We start from the raw sequence: 16,770 nt of genomic DNA on the forward strand, positions 1-16,770 counted from the left end.
CGCGCCCGCCCCCCCCCCCCCCCCCCCCCCCCCCCCGCCCCCCCCCCCCCCCCCCCCCCCCCCCCCCCCCCCCCCCCCCCCTCTCCTCGTCCACGCCGGTCCGGGAGTGTGGCGCTACAGCGGGATGTTGCCGTGCGCGCCGCGGCCGGCCGGCGCGGCGATCAGAGCCTGCACCAGCCGGGCGCGGGTCTGCGAGGGCTCGACCACCTCGTCGACGACGCCGATCTGCAGCGCCCGAGCCACCCCGCCGGCGATCCGCTCGTGCTCCTCGGCCAGCCGGGCGTGCAGGGCCTCCCGCTCCCCGGGCGGCACCGCGGCCAGCTTCTTGCGGTGCAGGATCCCGACGGCGGCCCGGGCGCCCATCACCGCCACCTCCGCCCCCGGCCAGGCGAACACGGCGGTGGCGCCCAGCGAGCGGGCGTTCATCGCGATGTAGGCGCCGCCGTAGGCCTTGCGGGTCACCAGGGTCACCCGCGGCACCACCGCCTCGGCGAAGGCGTGCAGCAGCTTGGCGCCGCGCCGCACGACGCCGTCCCACTCCTGGCCGACGCCGGGCAGGTAGCCGGGGACGTCGACGAGCACCACGAGCGGCACGCCGAACGCGTCGCACATCCGCACGAACCGGGCCGCCTTCTCCGCCGACGCGGAGTCCAGGCAGCCGCCCAGCCGCAGCGGGTTGTTCGCCACGACCCCGACGGTGCGCCCGGCCAGCCGGCCCAGCGTGGTGACGACGTTGGGCGCCCACCGCGGGTGCAGCTCCAGGCCCGGCCCGTCGAGGACCGCGGCGACCAGCGGCCGGACGTCGTAGGCGCGGTTGGCCCGCTCGGGCAGCAGGGCGCGCAGGTCGGCGCCGGGCCGGGAGGCGACCGGGCCGAAGGAGCCCTGGGCGGCCAGCAGCCCGACCGCCTGGCGGGCGGTGGCCAGCGCCGCCGCCTCGGAGTCGGTGACCACGTGGACGACGCCGCTGCGCCGGCCGTGGGTGTCGGGTCCGCCGAGGCTCTCCATGTCGACGTCCTCGCCGGTGACCGAGCGGACGACGTCGGGACCGGTGACGAACACCCGCCCGGCCGGGCCCATGATCACCAGGTCGGTGAGCGCCGGGCCGTACGCGGCGCCACCGGCGGCGGGGCCGAGGACGACCGAGACCTGCGGGATGCGCCCCGAGGCGCGCACCATCGCGGCGAACACCTCGCCGACCGCGTGCAGCGCGGTGACGCCCTCGGCGAGCCGGGCGCCACCGGAGTGCCAGACGCCCACCACCGGCACCCGCTCCCGCAGCGCGGTGTCGATCGCGTCCACGACGTGCCGGCAGCCGTCGGCCCCCATCGCCCCGCCCATGACGGTGGCGTCGGTGCAGAAGGCGACGACCGGCGCGCCGTCGACCGTGCCGCGGGCGGCCAGCACGCCCGAGGTGTCGCGGGGGGCCAGCAGGCCCGCGGATCCGTCGTCGAGCAGGCGCAGCAGCCGGTCCTCGGGGTCGCGCGGGTCGGGGCTGGGCAGCGTCGGGACGGCGTGGACGGTGGTCACCAGGGGTCTCCAGAGGCCGGCCCGGGGCCGGTGGTCGAGGACCGGCCCCCCGCGAGGCCGGCTGAGGTGCTGGAACGGCCCCGCTGCAGGGGCCCGCCGCGAGCGTGCGAGTGGCGGGGGGCAGCGGGGTCCTTCGTCAGAACGTGGTGAAGACCAGCGCCAGGTTGTGCCCGCCGAAGCCGAAGGAGTCGTTGACCGCGGCGGTGAAGCTGGCCCTGCGCGGCTCGCGGCGCACGATGTCGAGCGCCTGGACCGCGGCGTCGTCGTCGGGGTCGTCGAGGTTGGCCGTCGCGGGCACCACCTGGTCGCGCAGGGCCAGGACGGTGAACACCGACTCCAGCGCCCCGGCCGCCCCGAGCAGGTGGCCGGTCTGGCTCTTGGTCGCCGACACCAGCGTGTCCTCGCCGACGGCGCTGCGGATCGCCTGGGCCTCGGCGGTGTCGCCGACCGGCGTCGAGGTGGCGTGCGCGTTGACGTGGCCGACGTCGGAGGGGGAGAGGCCCGCGTCGCGCAGCGCGGCGCCGATCGCACGGGCGGCGCCCTCGCCCTCGGGGTGCGGCGCGACGAGGTCGTAGCCGTCGGCGGTGGCGCCGGCCCCGGCGAGCCGGGCGTGCACCGTGGCGCCGCGGGCGCGGGCGGAGCCGGCCCGCTCGAGCACGAGCGCGGCGGCGCCCTCACCGAGGACGAACCCGTCCCGGCCCTTGTCGAACGGCCGCGAGGCGCGCTCGGGCTCGTCGTTGCGGGTGCTCATGGCGCGCATCGCGGCGAAGCCGGCCATGGGCAGCGGGTGGACGACGGCCTCGGCGCCGCCGACCAGCACGATGTCGGCGCGGTCGAGGCGGAGCAGGTCCAGCCCCCAGCGGATGGCCTCGGCGCCGGAGGCGCAGGCGCTCACCGGTGCGTGCACGCCGCCGCGGGCGCCCACGGCCAGGCCGACGGCGGCGGCGGGGCCGTTGGGCATGAGCATCGGGATGGTGAAGGGCGAGACCCGCTTGGGCCCCTTGGCCTCGAGGACGTCGTCCTGGCCGAGCAGCGTCATCGCGCCGCCGATGCCGGTGCCGAACACGACCGCGATCCGCTCCGGGTCGACGCCGGCGTCGGCGGCGCCGGAGTCGGCCCAGGCCTCCTCGCCGGCGATGACCGCCACCTGCTGGCTGCGGTCCAGCCGCCGGGCGCGGACCCGGTCGATCTGCTCGGCGGGCTCGGTGGCCAGGGTCGCGGCGAGCTGGGCCGGGAACTCCTTGACCCAGTCGTCGGTGAGCCGGCGGACCCCCGACCGCCCGGCCAGCAGTGCGTCCCAGGTGCTGGCGACGTCGCCACCCAGCGGTGTGGTGGCTCCGAGGCCGGTGACGACGACGTCGTCGTTCGAGCTCATGACGGGTCCTCTCCTGGGGCGTGCAGGCGCGGGCGGCCGGGGGACCGGCGTCAGCCCTGGTTCTTCTGGATGTAGCTGATCGCGTCGCCGACGGTCTTGATGTTGCCGAGCTCGTCGTCGGGGATGGCCACGCCGAACTTGTCCTCGACGGCGGTGGCGATCTCGACCATCGACAGGGAGTCGACGTCGAGGTCCTCGGTGAACGACTTCTCCGGGGTGGCGTCGGCGGGGGTGACCCCGGCGACCTCCTCCAGGATCTCGGCCAGACCTGCCTGGATGTCCTCGCTCACGCGGGGGGTCCTCTCTCTCGGTGGGGGCGGGCAGTGCCCGCCGTCGGGCCCGGGGGTCCGGGGGTCGGTGGCGCGGCTCAGGGCAGGGTGAGCACCTGGCCGGCGAAGGTCAGGCCCGCTCCGTACCCGAGGACGAGCGCGAGATCACCACTCTTCGCCTCGCCGGACTCGAGCAGCGCGGTCAGCGCCAGCGGGATCGACGCCGCGGAGGTGTTGCCCGACCGCACGATGTCGCGGGCGACGACGACGTCCGCGCCGAAGCCCAGCCGCTTGGTCATCGACTCGACGATGCGCAGGTTGGCCTGGTGCGGGGCGAACACGTCGATGTCCTGCGGTCCGACGCCGGCGGCCTCCATCGCCTGCTCCAGCGTCTCGGTGAGCCGGGTGGTGGCCCAGCGGTAGACCGCCTGCCCGGCCATCGTCATCGTGCCGGTGCCGGCGGCGATCTCGATGGCCGAGAACTGGTCGCCGTCGCTGCCCCAGGCGACCGGCCCGATGCCGGGCTCGTCGGCGGCGCCGAGCACGGCGGCGCCGGCCCCGTCGGCGAAGATCACCGCGGTGGACCGGTCGCTCTTGTCGACGACGTCGGTCAGCCGCTCGACGCCGACGACGAGGGCGTTGCGCGCCGAGCCGGTGCGGATGGCGGCCGAGGCCACCTCCAGGGCGTAGCAGAACCCGGCGCACCCGGCGTTGAGGTCGAAGGCGCCCGGGCGCGGGATGCCCAGCCGGTGGGCCACCTGCGGACCGATGCCGGGGATCGGCTCCTTGAGGCTCGCGCTGGCCAGCACGACCAGGTCGATCTCGTCGGGCGCCAGGCCGCTGGCGGCCAGCGCCTTGCCGCCGGCGGCGACGGCCATCTCGACGAGGGTCTCGTCCTCCGACGCCCAGCGGCGCTCGGCGATGCCGACCCGGGTCTGGATCCACTCGTCGTTGGTGTCCATGACCTGGGCGAGCTCGTCGTTGGTCACCCGCCGTCGCGGGCGGTAGGCGCCGAGTCCGAGGATGCGGGCGCCGGGCGCACCGGCTGCCAGGCGGATGCTCACGCGGGGACCTCCGGGTAGAGACGGGCGAGGGGGTCGCCGGCGTCGACCAGGTCGCCGTCCTGGACCAGCCACTCCGCGAGGACGCCGTCGTAGCCGGCCGACACGTCGGCCTCCCCCTGCCGGCCGCGGACCCGGCCGAGCAGGGTGCCGGCCGGCAGGCGGGTGCCCTCGGGGACGTCGGCGGGGCTGACGGTGCCGCGGACGGGGGCGACGACGACCCGCCAGTCGGGCTGGTGCTCGGCCTCGGGCCGGCCGCGGGCGGCGTCGATGAGCGCGCGGGCACGGTCGAGGTCGCCGGGGCCGGTGAGGGCCAGGACCTCGACCGCGTTCCCGTCCGTGGCGTCCTTCCACTCCCGCTTGGCCAGCCCCGCCAGCGCCCCGGCCGGCGGCAGCTCGATCGCGGCGGTGACGCCGAGGTCGTGCAGGGTGCCCAGGCAGGCGTCGAAGTGCACGGGGCTGGTCACCTGGCTGACCAGGCGGGAGAGCGCCTCGGCGCCGGACTCGACCGCCGCGCCGTCGGCGTTGGACAGCAGCAGCCGGCTCGGGTCGGCCGGGCGGAGCCCGCCCACCAGGGCCTCGAGCTCCTCGCGGGCGGGGGCCATGTAAGCGGTGTGGAACGCGCCGGCCACGGACAGCGGCAGCACCCGCGCCTTCGCCGGCGGCTCGGCCTTGAGCGCGGCCAGCCCCTCCACCGGCCCGGCGACGACGACCTGCCCGCCGCCGTTGAGGTTGGCCGCCACCAGCCCGTGCCGCGCCAGCGCCGCCTCGAGCTCCTCGGGGTCGCCGCCCAGGACCGCGGACATCCCGGTCGGGGTGAGCGCGCACGCGCGGGCCATCGCCCGGCCGCGGACGGCGGTCAGCGCGATCGCGGCCTCCACCGACAGCACGCCGGCCAGCGCGGCGGCGGTGAGCTCGCCGACGCTGTGCCCGGTGATGACCACGTCGCGGCCGTTGTGCGGCGAGTGCGCGACCGGGCCGGGCAGGCCGCCGAGCTCGCGGGCGACGAACAGGCTCATCGCGACCACCAGCGGCTGGGTCACGGCGGTGTCGCGGATGGCCTCGGCGTCGCCGGTGGTGCCCATCGTCAGCAGGTCGGCGTCGGCGATCGCGCCGGCCCAGCGGAAGAAGGACTCGGCTCCTGGGAGGTCCAGCCAGGGGGTGAGCATCCCGGGCTTCTGGGCACCCTGTCCGGGGGCGAGGACGGCCAGCACCTCCTCACCGTGTCAGAGGTCGGGGCCGCCCGCGCGCTCGGGCGCGACGAAAGCACACCGCGGCTCTTTGGAGGGTTCCTACAAGAACGACGCCCCAGATGGCCGCCAGAGGCCGTTTCCGTGGTGGGGACCACACTGCCCGCCCGGGCACTCCGCGGGCGGCCCCTCGCAGGGCCCCGCCGCGAGCCTGCGAGTGGTGGGGGGCGAGGGGGTCCTTGCTCAGCGCCAGAGGCCGCGGCCGCCGTCGAGGTCGGCGAGGGTCAGCGCGACGTGCAGCGTCCACGCGCCGCGGGGGTCGGTGGCCACCAGTCCGGTCAGCTCCGCGGCCCGCTTGAGCCGGTACCGGACGGTGTTGGGGTGGACGAACAGCGCCCGCGCGCTGGCCTCCAGGTTGCCGCCGCCGGCGAGCACCGCGCGCACCGTCTCGAGCACCTCGCCGCCGGCGCTGCGCAGCGGCAGCACGACCCGCTCGGTCAGGGCCGCCCGCGCCAGCGGGTCGCCGTCGAGGGCCCGCTCGGGCAGCAGGGCGTCGGCGGCGACCGGCCGCGGTGCCTCCGGCCACGCCCGGGCCGCCCGCAGCCCCGCCAGGGCCGCGGCAGCGGACCCGCCGGCGGCGCTGAGCCGGTCGACGACGGGGCCGAGGACCACCGGGCCGGGGGCGAACTCCTCGGCGACCCGGCGGGCGGCCGCGGCGACGTCGTCGACCCCGCCGAGGACGACGACCAGCTGCTCGGCGTGCACGCCGACGAGGACCTCGCCGCCGTGCGAGCGCGCGGCCCGGCGGACGGCGGTGTGTGCGTCACCGTCGGCCGGGGCGGCGCCGACCAGCACGGTGACCGGCTCGGTGCCCGCCCAGCCCAGCGCCGCGGCCCGCCCGGGCAGCTCCTCGGAGCGCTCCCCGCGGACCAGCGCGTCGACGACGAGCGCCTCGAGCCGGGCGTCCCACGCGCCGCGGTTCTCCGCGAAGCTGGCGTAGACGTGCGCGGTGGCGAAGGCCACCTCGCGGCTGAACTGGAGCACCGCCACCCGCAGCGCGACGGCGTCCCCGGGCTCGGCCACCGACTCGACGTGGTCGTCCATCACCTCGACGGTGAGCTTGACCAGGTCGACGGTCTGCTTGAGCGGCACCGCCCGCACCAGGTCGCGGGGCGCGGCGCCGAACACCTCGCCGGTCAGCCGGGGCGGGCGGCCCGGGTTGCGGCACCACTCCACCAGCGAGGCGATGCCGGCCTGCGCGACCAGCATGACCCAGGAGCGCTGGTCGGCGGGCATGGTGCGGAACCAGGGCAGGTCGTCGTCCATCCGGGCGACGGCGCGGGTGGCGATGGCGCCGGAGGCGCGCTCGAGCCGCCGCAGCGTCTCGGCGGACGGTGGGCGGTCGTGTCCCCGGTCGACCACGCGGGCCAGCGTGTCACGCCCCGCGACGTCGGGGAGAGTGGGGGAGTGCCGCCCCCCGACGCCTCCCGCCCGCGCCGCCGGGTGCTCACCGCGATCGGTGGCGGGATCACCGTCCTCGGCGTGCTCGGTGCCGGCGTGGTCTCCGGGTTCCCGCCGCAGGTCCGCCTCGACGAGGCGGTCAGCGGGGCGCTCTACGCCGGGGACGACCGCTCCGCGCTGGTCGGCGGGCTGCTGGAGGTGCTGACCACCCCGGGGGTCACCTGGTTCCGGGTGCTGGTGTTCCTCCCGGTGCTGGCCTGGCTGGCCGCGCGGCGGGCGTGGCGGACGCTGCTCTGGGTGGGCGCGGCGATCACCGCGATCGGCCCGCTCACCACCGCGCTCAAGGAGGCGGCCGGCCGCGCCCGCCCGGCCTACGAGAACGGCGGGCTGGTCTACGAGGGGCTCAGCTACCCCAGCGGGCACTCGTCGGGCGTGGCCACGCTGGTCACCGTCGCGCTGGTCCTCGCCTGGCCGCGGCTGACCTCGGGCGGGCGACGCAGGGCGGTGACGGCGGGGGTCGCGCTCGCGGCGCTGGTCGGGCTCACCCGGGTGTGGCTGGGCGTGCACTACCCGTCCGACGTCGTCGGCGGGCTCGCGCTGGGCGTCGCGTGGTCGCTGACCGTGGCCCTGACGCTCGGCGGGCTGCCGGGCGGGGCGGCCGCGCTGCCCGAGCGCGCGGCGGCGGGGGCCTGCACGTGACCGGCCCGGTCGGCGAGACCCTGCTCGAGCCCGGCGACGGCTCGCTCGGTCCGCTGCTGCGGGTCACCCTCGACCGGCTGCCGCCCGGCGCCGGCTACGGCGTGCACGCGCACCGCGCCGTCGACGTCGTGGCCGTCGTGCTGGCCGGGTCGGTGACGCACCGCTGGGGGGACGCCGCCGGGATGGCGGCCGGGGACGTCGGCGTGCTGCGCGCCGGGCGCGGCCTCGACCACGACGAGGTCGCCGGTCCCGCCGGCGCGCGGGTCCTGCAGTCCTATCTGCGGGCGGCCGACCCCGACGCGGCGCCGGCGCACGAGGTGCTGCCGGCGCCGCGCGGCTGGGTCGACCTCGGCCGCCCCGACGCCCGGCTGTGGCTGGGCTCCGAAGCGGGCGGCGAGGACGGGCCCGGCGTGCCCGACGGGGTGGTGCTGCGCCCCGGCGGCGGGACGGTCGTCGTCTGGCAGGTCGATCCCGCCCGCCCCGCCTGGGCGGACTGATCGACACCCTCGGCGCCGGGCGGGGCTCGGGCGTCCTGCACACTGCCCGCACTCCCCGGCGGCCTGCGTGCCGGTGCCCTCCCTGACCCGTCGTCCCGAAGGAGCCCACCTCCCATGACCACCAGCGACGGCCGCGAGGACCTCCTCGCCGGCCTGACGTTCCCGCCCGGCTTCGTCTTCGGCGCCGCGACCGCGGCGTACCAGATCGAGGGCGCCGTCGAGGAGGACGGGCGGGGCCGGTCGATCTGGGACACCTTCAGCCACACCCCCGGCCGCGTCGAGCGCGGCGACACCGGCGACGTGGCCTGCGACCACTACCACCGCTACCGCGACGACGTCGCGCTGATGGGCGAGCTGGGGCTCTCGGCGTACCGCTTCTCGGTGGCCTGGCCGCGGGTGCTGCCCGAGGGCGCCGGCCGGGTGGAGCAGCGCGGGCTGGACTTCTACCGGCGGTTGGTCGACGAGCTGCTCGGCGCGGGCATCGACCCGTGGCTGACCCTCTACCACTGGGACCTGCCGCAGGCGCTGCAGGACCGCGGCGGCTGGACCGACCGCGACACCGCGGCGCGCTTCGCCGACTACGCGGCCGTCGTCGTCGACGCGCTGGGGGACCGGGTGCGGCACTGGTCGACGCTCAACGAGCCGATGGTCAGCTCCCTCCTCGGTCACATGAGCGGCGCGCACGCCCCCGGCCTGCAGGACCCGGTGGCCGCCTCCCGCGCCGTCCACCACCTGCTGCTCGGCCACGGCCTGGCCGCCGGGCGCCTCCGGGACGCCGGCGTCGGCTCGCTGGGCATCACGCTGAACTTCACGCCGATGAACCCGGCCTCCGACTCACCGGCCGACGTCGACGCCGCCCGCCGGCTCGACGGCCAGCAGAACCGGGTGTTCCTCGAGCCGGTCGTCTCCGGCGCCTACCCCGCCGACGTCGTGGAGGACCTCGCGGCCGCCGGGGCGCCCCTGCCGGTGCAGGACGGCGACCTGCAGACGATCGCCGCGCCGCTGGACTGGCTGGGCGTGAACTACTACTTCGAGGAGACCGTGCGGGCCGGGGGGCGCCCCGCCGGCCGGCCCCCGACGTCGTTCATCGGCGGCGAGGACGTCGACGAGCTCGACCCCGAGGGCCCGACCACCAGCATGGGCTGGGGCATCAGCCCGCAGGCGTTCACCGACCTGCTGCTGTGGCTCGGCGAGAAGGCGCCGGGCCTGCCGCTGGTGGTCACCGAGAACGGCTCGGCCTGGGACGACGAGGTCGACGCCGAGGGCGCCGTGCGCGACCCCGCGCGGGTCGACTTCCTGCTGCGCCACCTCGCCGCGCTGACCGCGGCCGTGGAGCGGGGCGCCGACGTCCGCGGCTACTTCGCCTGGTCGCTGCTGGACAACTTCGAGTGGGCCCGCGGCTACGGCCAGCGCTTCGGCCTGGTGCACGTCGACTACGACACCCAGCGGCGCACGGTGAAGGACAGCGGCCGGGTCTACGCCGAGGTGCTGCGCCGCCACCGCGAGCGCGCCTGAGCGGGGTGCGGGAGCGCAGGCCACCTGCGCTCCCGCACCCCCTCACACCAGCGCGAGGACGTCGGCCGCGCAGCCCCAGGAGAGGGTGACGCCCGCGCCGCCGTGGCCGTAGCAGGCCACCACCGGCCGGCCCGCCCCCTCGACGCGCTCGAGGCGCACGGTGGGCCGGCCGGGCCGCAACCCGACCGCGCGGGACAGCACCGGCGCCTGCCGCAGCTCCGGCACCAGGGCCCGCGCCCGCGCGAGGACGGCGGCCTCGACGTCCGGGTCGGGCTCGGTGCCGGTGGCGCCCTCCACGGCGGTGCCGCCGCAGACGACGTCGCGCCCGCGCGGGACGACGTAGGTCAGCCCGTCGGGGCCGTCCTCGTCGAGCACCCAGCCGGTCAGGCCGGGGTCGGCCAGCCGCACCACCTGGCCCTGCACCGGCACGCCGGTGTCGTCGCCGAGCAGCGGGCCCGAGGCCAGCCCGGCGGCGACGACCAGCGCGTCGCCGGGGACGTCACCCAGCCGCGCCACCCGCTCGGGGACGAACTCGACCCCCGCCGACCGGGCGGTGCCGGCGAGCCACGGCAGGTACCGGCCGGTGTCGACGACCGGGAGCGTGCAGCGGGTGCCGCCGGGCGCCCCGGGCGGCAGCTCCGCAGCCGTCGCCGGCCGGTGCGGGATGCCGACGGTCCACCACAGGTCGGGCTCGGGGGTGCGGTGCACCACCGTGCCCGGCCGCAGGGTCACCCCGGTGGCCGGGTCACCGGCGAGTGCGGTGAACACCGTCCGCGAGGCGGCACCCCAGCGGAGCACCGCGTCGGCCGGCGCCGCCCGGTAGGGGAACCACAGGGCCGCGGCCACGGCCGACGTGGTCCCCTCCGGCGGGTCGGCCGCGTGCAGCCGCACCCGGTGGCCGGCCCGCGCCAGTTCCAGGGCGCAGGTCAGGCCGATGACCCCGCCGCCGACGACGGCGACCCGCAGGCCCGGGCCGCCGTCGTCAGCGGTGCTCACGTGGCGGGGCTGGGGTCCGACCGCTCGTCGGCCGGCGCCGCCTGCACGTCGCGGACCCGGTAGCGCTCCACCGCCTCGCGCACCTTCGCCCGGTCGAGCTGCCCCCGGTCGGCCAGCGAGGCGAGCGTGCGGACGACGATCGACTCGGCGTCGACGTGGAAGTGCCGCCGCAACGCCGGGCGGGTGTCGGACAGGCCGAACCCGTCGGTGCCCAGCGTCGACATCCCGCCGGGGACGTAGGGCGCGATGAGGTCGGGGACCGCCTTCATCCAGTCGGAGACGGCGACGACCGGGCCCTCGGCCTCCTGCAGCCGCTGCGTCACGTAGGGGACCTGCGGGTCCTCCTCCGGGTGCAGCAGGTTGCGCTCGGCCACCTCGTCGGCCTGGCGCCGCAGCTCGGTCCACGAGGTCACCGACCACACGTCGGCCGACACGCCCCAGTCCTCGCGCAGCAGCTCCTGCGCGCGCAGCGCCCACGGCACCGCCACGCCGCTGGCGAGCAGCTGCGCCTTCGGGCCGTCGCCCTGGCCGGGCGCGTACCGGTACATGCCGGCGAGCAGCCCCTGGACGTCGAGGCCCTCCGGCTCGGCCGGCTGGTTGTAGGGCTCGTTGTAGACGGTCAGGTAGTACATGACGTCGGGGCTGCGGTGCCCGCCCAGCGGCGCGCCCGGGTCCTCGCCGTACATGCGCAGCAGCGCGTCCCGGGTGATGTGCCCGACCTCGTAGGAGAAGGCCGGGTCGTAGGACACGACCGCGGGGTTGGTCAGCGCCAGCAGCAGCGAGTGGCCGTCCTCGTGCTGCAGACCCTCGCCGTTGAGCGTCGTCCGGCCGGCGGTGGCGCCGAGGACGAAGCCGCGGGTCATCTGGTCGGCGGCGGCCCAGAAGGAGTCACCGGTCCGCTGGAACCCGAACATCGAGTAGAAGATGTAGATCGGGATCATCGGCTCGCCGTGCGTGGCGTAGGAGGTGCCGACGGCGGTGAACGACGCCGTGGACCCGGCCTCGTTGATCCCCTCGTGCAGGATCTGGCCCTGCTCGGACTCCTTGTAGGCGAGCATCAGTTCCCGGTCGACCGAGGTGTAGCGCTGGCCGGCCGGGTTGTAGATCTTCTGCGACGGGAACAGGGAGTCCATCCCGAAGGTGCGCGCCTCGTCGGGGATGATCGGCACGAACCGCGGGCCGAGGTCCTTGTCCTTGAGCAGCTCCTTGAGCAGGCGGACGAACGCCATCGTCGTCGCCACCTCCTGCTTGCCCGAGCCGCGGCGCAGGACGTCGAGGGCCTTGTCGTCGGGCGCCTTCAGCGTCTTGAACTCCGCCCGCCGCCGCGGCACCGCACCGCCCAGGGCCCGCCGGCGCTCGAGCATGTACTGCATCTCGTCGGAGTCCGGGTCGGGCTTGTAGTAGGGCGGCAGGGTCTTGTCCAGCGCCTCGTCGGGGATGGGCAGGTAGAGCCGGTCGCGGAAGGCGGCGAGGTCCTCGGCGGTCAGCTTCTTCATCTGGTGGGTCGAGTTGCGGCCCTCGAAGTGGCTGCCCAGCGTCCAGCCCTTGATGGTCTTGGCGAGGATGACCGTCGGCTGCCCCTTGTGCTCGACGGCCGCCTTGAACGCCGCGTAGACCTTGCGGTAGTCGTGCCCGCCGCGGGAGAGGTCCCAGACCTCCTTGTCGCTCATGGACTCCACGAGCTTGCGGGTGCGCGGGTCGCGGCCGAAGAAGTGCTCGCGCACGTAGGCGCCGTCCTCGGCCTTGTAGGTCTGGTAGTCGCCGTCGGGCGTGGAGTTCATCAGGTTGACCAGCGCGCCGTCGCGGTCGGCGGCCAGCAGCGGGTCCCACTCCCGGCCCCAGATCACCTTCACGACGTTCCAGCCGGCGCCGCGGAAGAACGACTCCAGCTCCTGGATGACCTTGCCGTTGCCGCGCACCGGGCCGTCGAGCCGCTGCAGGTTGCAGTTGACGACGAAGGTGAGGTTGTCCAGCTCCTCGCGGGCGGCCAGGCCGATCAGGCCGAGCGACTCGGGCTCGTCCATCTCGCCGTCGCCGAGGAACGCCCAGACGTGCTGGTCGGAGGTGTCCTTGATGCCCCGGCTGTGCAGGTACCGGTTGAACCGGGCCTGGTAGATCGCGTTCATCGGGCCCAGGCCCATGGAGACGCTGGGGAACTCCCAGAAGTCGGGCATGAGCCGCGGGTGCGGGTAGGACGACAGCCCGCCGCCGGGGTGGCTGACCTCCTGCCGGAAGCCGTCGAGCTGGTGCTCGGTCAGCCGGCCCTCGAGGAAGGCGCGGGCGTAGATGCCGGGGGAGGCGTGGCCCTGGAACCAGATCTGGTCGCCGCCGCCGGGGTGGTCCTTGCCGCGGAAGAAGTGGTTGAAGCCGACCTCGTAGAGGGAGGCGGAGGAGGCGTAGGAGGAGATGTGCCCGCCGACGGCGATCCCCGGCCGCTGCGCGCGGTGCACCATGATCGCGGCGTTCCAGCGGATGTAGGCGCGGATCCGCCGCTCGGTGTCCTCGTCGCCGGGGAAGTACGGCTCCCGCTCCGGCGGGATCGTGTTGATGTAGTCGGTGCTGCGCAGCGCCGGGACGCCCACCTGCTGCTCACGGCTGCGCTGCAGCAGTTTGAGCATGAGGTAGCGGGCGCGCCCGCGGCCTGCGTGCTCGACGACGCTGTCGAGCGACTCCACCCACTCCTGGGTCTCGTCGGGATCGGTGTCGACCAGCTGACTGGGGAGCCCGTCGGTGATGACCGCGCGGGGCTGGCCGGCGTCGCGAGTGGGTTCTCCACCCTGCTGCGGTGAGCTCATGTGTCCATGGTCGCGCGTCGGGCGCCCCGGCGTCACGCGAGGACCCGTACGGCCGCCGTCGCACGCCGGGACCGGGCCCACGCGGCGTCCCGCGGACGTCTTGCGCCTGACCAGGCATGCCCTACGCTCCTGCCCACGCGGACCGACGCCGTCGGCGCCGTACGTCCGGGCTCGAGGGGGGTGACATGACCAGGCTGCGGGTGCCCTCCCCGCCGGTCGTGTCCGTCGTCGGCCCACCCCTTCCGCACACGCCGGGGAGCCGGCGTCGCGTGCTCGCCGCACCCCGGCCGGCACCCCACGGAGCCTCGGAGGAACAGCAGGGATGAGCGTCGACTCGGGCAGCGCCAGCATGGCGGCCCGGCTGGGCATCAAGCCGGGCATGGTCGTGCAGGAGCTCGGCTGGGACGAGGACGCCGACGAGGACCTGCGCGACTCCATCGTCGACGTCTCCGGCAGCGACATGGTCGACGAGGACACCGACGAGGTGGCCGACGTCGTCCTGCTGTGGTGGCGCGAGGACGACGGCGACCTCGTCGACGCCCTCGTCGACGCCATCGCCTCGCTCGCCGACGACGGCGTCGTCTGGCTGCTGGTGCCCAAGTCCGGGCGGCCGGGCCACGTCGAGCCCGGTGACGTCACCGAGGCCGCGCCCACCGCGGGCCTCGCCCAGACCAGCAGCATCTCGGCGGCCAAGGACTGGTCGGGCATCCGGCTGGTCACCCCGAAGACGGCCCGCACCCGTCGCTAGGGACCCGGTCACGGCACCCCCGGCGGGTGCGGCACGATCGGGCGCATGAGCCTCTCCGTCGGCGACGTCGCGCCCGACTTCAGCCTCCCCGACTCCGACCGCCAGGTCGTCTCCCTCTCCGAACTGCGCGGGGCGCCGGTGCTGGTCGTCTTCTACCCGTTCGCCTTCTCCGGCATCTGCACGGGTGAGCTGTGCCAGCTGCGCGACGAGCTCGCCGTCTACACCGACGCCGGCGTGCGCGTGGTCGCGATCAGCACCGACCCGGTGTTCAGCCTCAAGGCGTGGAAGGACCAGCAGGGCTTCGACTTCCCGCTGCTGAGCGACTTCTGGCCGCACGGCGCGACCGCCCAGGCCTACGGCGTGTTCAACGAGAAGGCCGGCATGGCGCTGCGCGGCACGTTCCTGGTCGACGCGGAGGGCAGGATCGCGTTCGCCGAGGTCAACGCGCCCGGTGACGCCCGGGAGCAGTCCGGCTGGAAGGACGCCGTCCAGGCGCTGGCCGCCTGAGGCCCGCCGCCCGGGGCCTCTACCCTGGGTGGCCGGGGCGCGTAGCTCAGCGGGAGAGCTCTCGCCTTACAAGCGAGCGGTCGCCGGTTCGATCCCGGCCGCGCCCACGACATCTCGCAGTGCCGGCGTCCCCCGTGCAGTGCCGGTCCTGCAGAGGCCGCAGTGCGCGAGGAACGCCCGTACTGTCCCGCTCAGCGCCGGTTGTCGACCTGGTGCGGTCACTCGCCGTAGTGCACGAGGAACCACTGACCGACGACGAGCCAGTCGGCGGGGGAGACCGGATCGATCCGCAGACGGTGCGTCCCGGTGTAGGGGTACGGGTGCGCCAGCCCCAGTGCTCCCAGGCCGAAGACCAGGTGCTGGGGGATCAGGTTGTCGTACTTGCTGAGCGGGCGGGGTTCGAGCTTCCCCACCTCCTGGCCGTTGACCTTCACGCTGGCCGACGCGTCGTAGGACTCGTAGCCGGTCAGCACCTCCACGGTGAGCACTCCGTACCAGTAGGCGTGCTGGATGTGGAACGGCTCGTCGAAGCTGGTGGAGGGGCCTCCGTCCACCCAGCGGCTCCGGGGTACCGGCCGGGCGCTGATGCCCGCACCCATCGTCACGCCTCCCCATCGAGGGTCGGGACGGAGATGCCGTGCTCGGCGGCCACCCGCTGCGCCTCCTCGACGGAGGCGCGTCGCGCGTCGCGGTCGTCCACGAGGGTGTCCAGGGACACCTCGCCCCGCATGGCGGCCAGGGCGTCCAGTTCGAGCACCGTCGCCAGCGCGGCGGCGCGCAGGTACGGGTCCCGGGGTGCCGACGCGAGCACGTCGTCGGCCCGGGGGTGCTCTCGCCGCACCTGCTCCTCCAGCCGGGAGACACGCTGTTCCGCGTCCTCGTCCGCCACGGTCGCTCCTCTCCCCGAGAGGTGGATGGGCCCGCACGACACGGAGCGCCAGCCCGCTCCACCCGACGACGTCATCCCTAGTCGGGGGGCGTCACGGCGCCGTCACCGCACGCGCGCGAACCGTCAGCGCCCGCTGTCGACCTGGTGCGGTCTCAGCGCCGTCGAGACCGCGTCACGTCGACAACCGCCGCCGAACGGTCGGCCGGCGTGGTCACGGCAGTGCGGTGACCACGCCGGCCGACCACTCGCGGGTCGAGATCTGCCTCAGGCCGCGGCGGCCGTCGGGAACCAGGGCTCGGGGACGTCGGCGCGCGGGAAGGCCGGGCGCAGCGCCAGGGAGCAGCGGAACGGGCGCCAGGTGCCCTCGGGCTGCGCGAGCCGGTCGGCCACCGCGTAGATGACCGCCGGGTTGTGCCCCATGCCCAGGTGGCTGGCGTGGACGGCGATGTTCTCCGACGTCGGCGAGAGCCGGCCCAGGCAGGCCTGCCAGGCGACGATGCCGTCCTGGTGGGAGTAGATCGACGTCGAGGGCACCGGCATCGGCGTCGCCTCGCTCTCCAGCGGCAGCGTGCGCCGCTCCACGTGCAGGTGCGAGTAGCGCTCGAACACCCGGTGGGCGCGGGTCTGGCTGTCGGCCCGCAGCGCGAACGGGCTGCCCAGGGTGATCACCTGGCGTACCGCGTCGGGGGTCCTGCGGGCCAGGTCACGGGCGAAGATGCCGCCGAGACTCTGCCCGACGAGGCTGACCGGCCGGCCGTAGCGGTCGCCGAGGTCCTCGATGCGCCGGGCCATGCCCTCGACGCACTCCGCCGTCGGCCCGATGTTGCGGCCCAGCCGCCAGCCGTGCACGCGGTAGCCGAGCCGCCGCAGCACGCGGCGCAGGGTCACCGTGGACATGTCGTCGGCCATCAGCCCGGGGAGCACGAGCACCGGGTGCCCGTCGCCCACCGGCAGGCGGGGCAGCAGCGGCCGGGCGGCGAGGTAGAGGCCGTAGTCGGCGAACGCGCGACCGACCTCCGTGAGGTAGAGCGGCAGACCCGGTCCCTGGAACTGCTCTCGTGCCACGTCGCCCTCCTCGCCGGCAGCCCCGTCGCCGCCGTACGGCCGGGTACCACTCTCGGGGACCCGTCACACCTGACTGTTCCGGCGCGCGGGAACGCCGGTGAGCAGAGTGTGGCGCAGACCACACCGGTCGCAGGGGTCCCAGGAGCCCGCCGCGCGACAGCCGCGGGGCCGTGGAA

At 75.7% G+C, this 16,770-nt stretch carries 16 protein-coding genes and 1 tRNA gene; 6 read left to right on the forward strand and 11 right to left on the reverse strand.

Features of this window, described 5'->3' with window-relative positions:
• Positions 1-114: 114 nt before the first annotated feature.
• The 6 genes from ACI78U_RS13440 to ACI78U_RS13465 form a co-directional block, all read right to left on the reverse strand.
• The gene (locus ACI78U_RS13440) at positions 115-1,527 is read right to left on the reverse strand and encodes an acyl-CoA carboxylase subunit beta (RefSeq protein WP_456875823.1); all 1,413 of its coding nucleotides are present in this window, start codon (positions 1,525-1,527) and stop codon (positions 115-117) included.
• 136 nt (positions 1,528-1,663) lie between these two features.
• Complete coding sequence (locus tag ACI78U_RS13445; protein WP_456875824.1) at positions 1,664-2,902, reverse strand: beta-ketoacyl-[acyl-carrier-protein] synthase family protein; 1,239 nt, start codon at positions 2,900-2,902, stop codon at positions 1,664-1,666.
• Between the two features lie 50 nt (positions 2,903-2,952).
• Entirely contained in the window at positions 2,953-3,192 is a 240-nt protein-coding gene (locus ACI78U_RS13450; RefSeq protein WP_089403103.1) for an acyl carrier protein, read from the reverse strand.
• Between the two features lie 77 nt (positions 3,193-3,269).
• Positions 3,270-4,235, reverse strand: coding sequence for a beta-ketoacyl-ACP synthase III (locus ACI78U_RS13455; RefSeq protein ID WP_456875825.1), 966 nt, complete (start codon positions 4,233-4,235; stop codon positions 3,270-3,272).
• Positions 4,232-5,446, reverse strand: coding sequence for an acyltransferase domain-containing protein (locus ACI78U_RS13460; protein ID WP_456875826.1), 1,215 nt, complete (start codon positions 5,444-5,446; stop codon positions 4,232-4,234). Before ACI78U_RS13460 ends, ACI78U_RS13455 begins: the two co-directional genes overlap by 4 nt.
• 219 nt (positions 5,447-5,665) lie before the next feature.
• Positions 5,666-6,844, reverse strand: a complete 1,179-nt coding sequence (locus ACI78U_RS13465; protein ID WP_456875827.1) for a PucR family transcriptional regulator — start codon at positions 6,842-6,844, stop codon at positions 5,666-5,668.
• 45 nt (positions 6,845-6,889) lie between these two features.
• Here ACI78U_RS13465 and ACI78U_RS13470 point away from each other — a divergent pair, with 45 nt between their 5' ends.
• The 3 genes from ACI78U_RS13470 to ACI78U_RS13480 all read left to right on the forward strand — a co-directional run bounded on the left by ACI78U_RS13470 (position 6,890) and on the right by ACI78U_RS13480 (position 9,594).
• Positions 6,890-7,582: a phosphatase PAP2 family protein gene (locus ACI78U_RS13470; RefSeq protein ID WP_456875828.1), complete on the forward strand. Its 693-nt coding sequence runs from the start codon at positions 6,890-6,892 to the stop codon at positions 7,580-7,582.
• Positions 7,579-8,079, forward strand: a complete 501-nt coding sequence (locus ACI78U_RS13475; RefSeq protein ID WP_456875829.1) for a pirin family protein — start codon at positions 7,579-7,581, stop codon at positions 8,077-8,079. The genes ACI78U_RS13470 and ACI78U_RS13475 overlap by 4 nt, the downstream gene beginning before the upstream one ends.
• A 114-nt stretch (positions 8,080-8,193) precedes the next feature.
• Positions 8,194-9,594 (forward strand): GH1 family beta-glucosidase, encoded by a 1,401-nt coding sequence (locus ACI78U_RS13480; RefSeq protein WP_456875830.1) that lies wholly within the window; start codon positions 8,194-8,196, stop codon positions 9,592-9,594.
• A 42-nt stretch (positions 9,595-9,636) separates the two neighbouring features.
• On the opposite strand, the gene ACI78U_RS13485 is transcribed toward ACI78U_RS13480, so the two are convergent.
• A complete protein-coding gene (locus ACI78U_RS13485) occupies positions 9,637-10,590 on the reverse strand; it encodes an FAD-dependent oxidoreductase (RefSeq protein WP_456875831.1) in 954 nt (317 codons plus the stop codon).
• Positions 10,587-13,385: a pyruvate dehydrogenase (acetyl-transferring), homodimeric type gene (gene aceE, locus ACI78U_RS13490; RefSeq protein WP_456875832.1), complete on the reverse strand. Its 2,799-nt coding sequence runs from the start codon at positions 13,383-13,385 to the stop codon at positions 10,587-10,589. Before aceE ends, ACI78U_RS13485 begins: the two co-directional genes overlap by 4 nt.
• A gap of 322 nt (positions 13,386-13,707) precedes the next feature.
• Between aceE and ACI78U_RS13495 the strand changes: the two genes are divergently transcribed.
• The 3 genes from ACI78U_RS13495 (at position 13,708) to ACI78U_RS13505 (ending at position 14,747) form a co-directional block, all read left to right on the forward strand.
• The gene (locus ACI78U_RS13495) at positions 13,708-14,133 is read left to right on the forward strand and encodes a DUF3052 domain-containing protein (RefSeq protein WP_456875833.1); all 426 of its coding nucleotides are present in this window, start codon (positions 13,708-13,710) and stop codon (positions 14,131-14,133) included.
• Positions 14,134-14,178: 45 nt separating this feature from the next.
• A complete protein-coding gene (locus ACI78U_RS13500) occupies positions 14,179-14,640 on the forward strand; it encodes a peroxiredoxin (RefSeq protein WP_456875834.1) in 462 nt (153 codons plus the stop codon).
• Positions 14,641-14,675: 35 nt separating this feature from the next.
• Positions 14,676-14,747, forward strand: a tRNA-Val gene (locus ACI78U_RS13505).
• 111 nt (positions 14,748-14,858) lie between these two features.
• Here the strand turns inward: ACI78U_RS13505 and ACI78U_RS13510 are convergent.
• The 3 genes from ACI78U_RS13510 to ACI78U_RS13520 all read right to left on the reverse strand — a co-directional run bounded on the left by ACI78U_RS13510 (position 14,859) and on the right by ACI78U_RS13520 (position 16,594).
• Positions 14,859-15,194, reverse strand: a complete 336-nt coding sequence (locus tag ACI78U_RS13510) for a hypothetical protein (RefSeq protein ID WP_456875835.1) — start codon at positions 15,192-15,194, stop codon at positions 14,859-14,861.
• 47 nt (positions 15,195-15,241) lie between these two features.
• Entirely contained in the window at positions 15,242-15,529 is a 288-nt protein-coding gene (locus ACI78U_RS13515) for a hypothetical protein (RefSeq protein WP_456875836.1), read from the reverse strand.
• 264 nt (positions 15,530-15,793) lie between these two features.
• A complete protein-coding gene (locus ACI78U_RS13520) occupies positions 15,794-16,594 on the reverse strand; it encodes an esterase/lipase family protein (RefSeq protein ID WP_456875837.1) in 801 nt (266 codons plus the stop codon).
• Positions 16,595-16,770 lie beyond the last annotated feature (176 nt).

It is taken from the genome of Geodermatophilus sp. SYSU D00710, assembly GCF_054050195.1.

Coding starts and splice junctions, on each gene's coding strand:
- ACI78U_RS13445 (WP_456875824.1), bottom strand. CDS start 2,902: ATGAGCTCGAACGACGACGTCGTCGTCACCGGCCTCGGAGCCACCACA.
- ACI78U_RS13480 (WP_456875830.1), top strand. CDS start 8,194: ATGACCACCAGCGACGGCCGCGAGGACCTCCTCGCCGGCCTGACGTTC.
- aceE (WP_456875832.1), bottom strand. CDS start 13,385: ATGAGCTCACCGCAGCAGGGTGGAGAACCCACTCGCGACGCCGGCCAG.
- ACI78U_RS13495 (WP_456875833.1), top strand. CDS start 13,708: ATGAGCGTCGACTCGGGCAGCGCCAGCATGGCGGCCCGGCTGGGCATC.
- ACI78U_RS13500 (WP_456875834.1), top strand. CDS start 14,179: ATGAGCCTCTCCGTCGGCGACGTCGCGCCCGACTTCAGCCTCCCCGAC.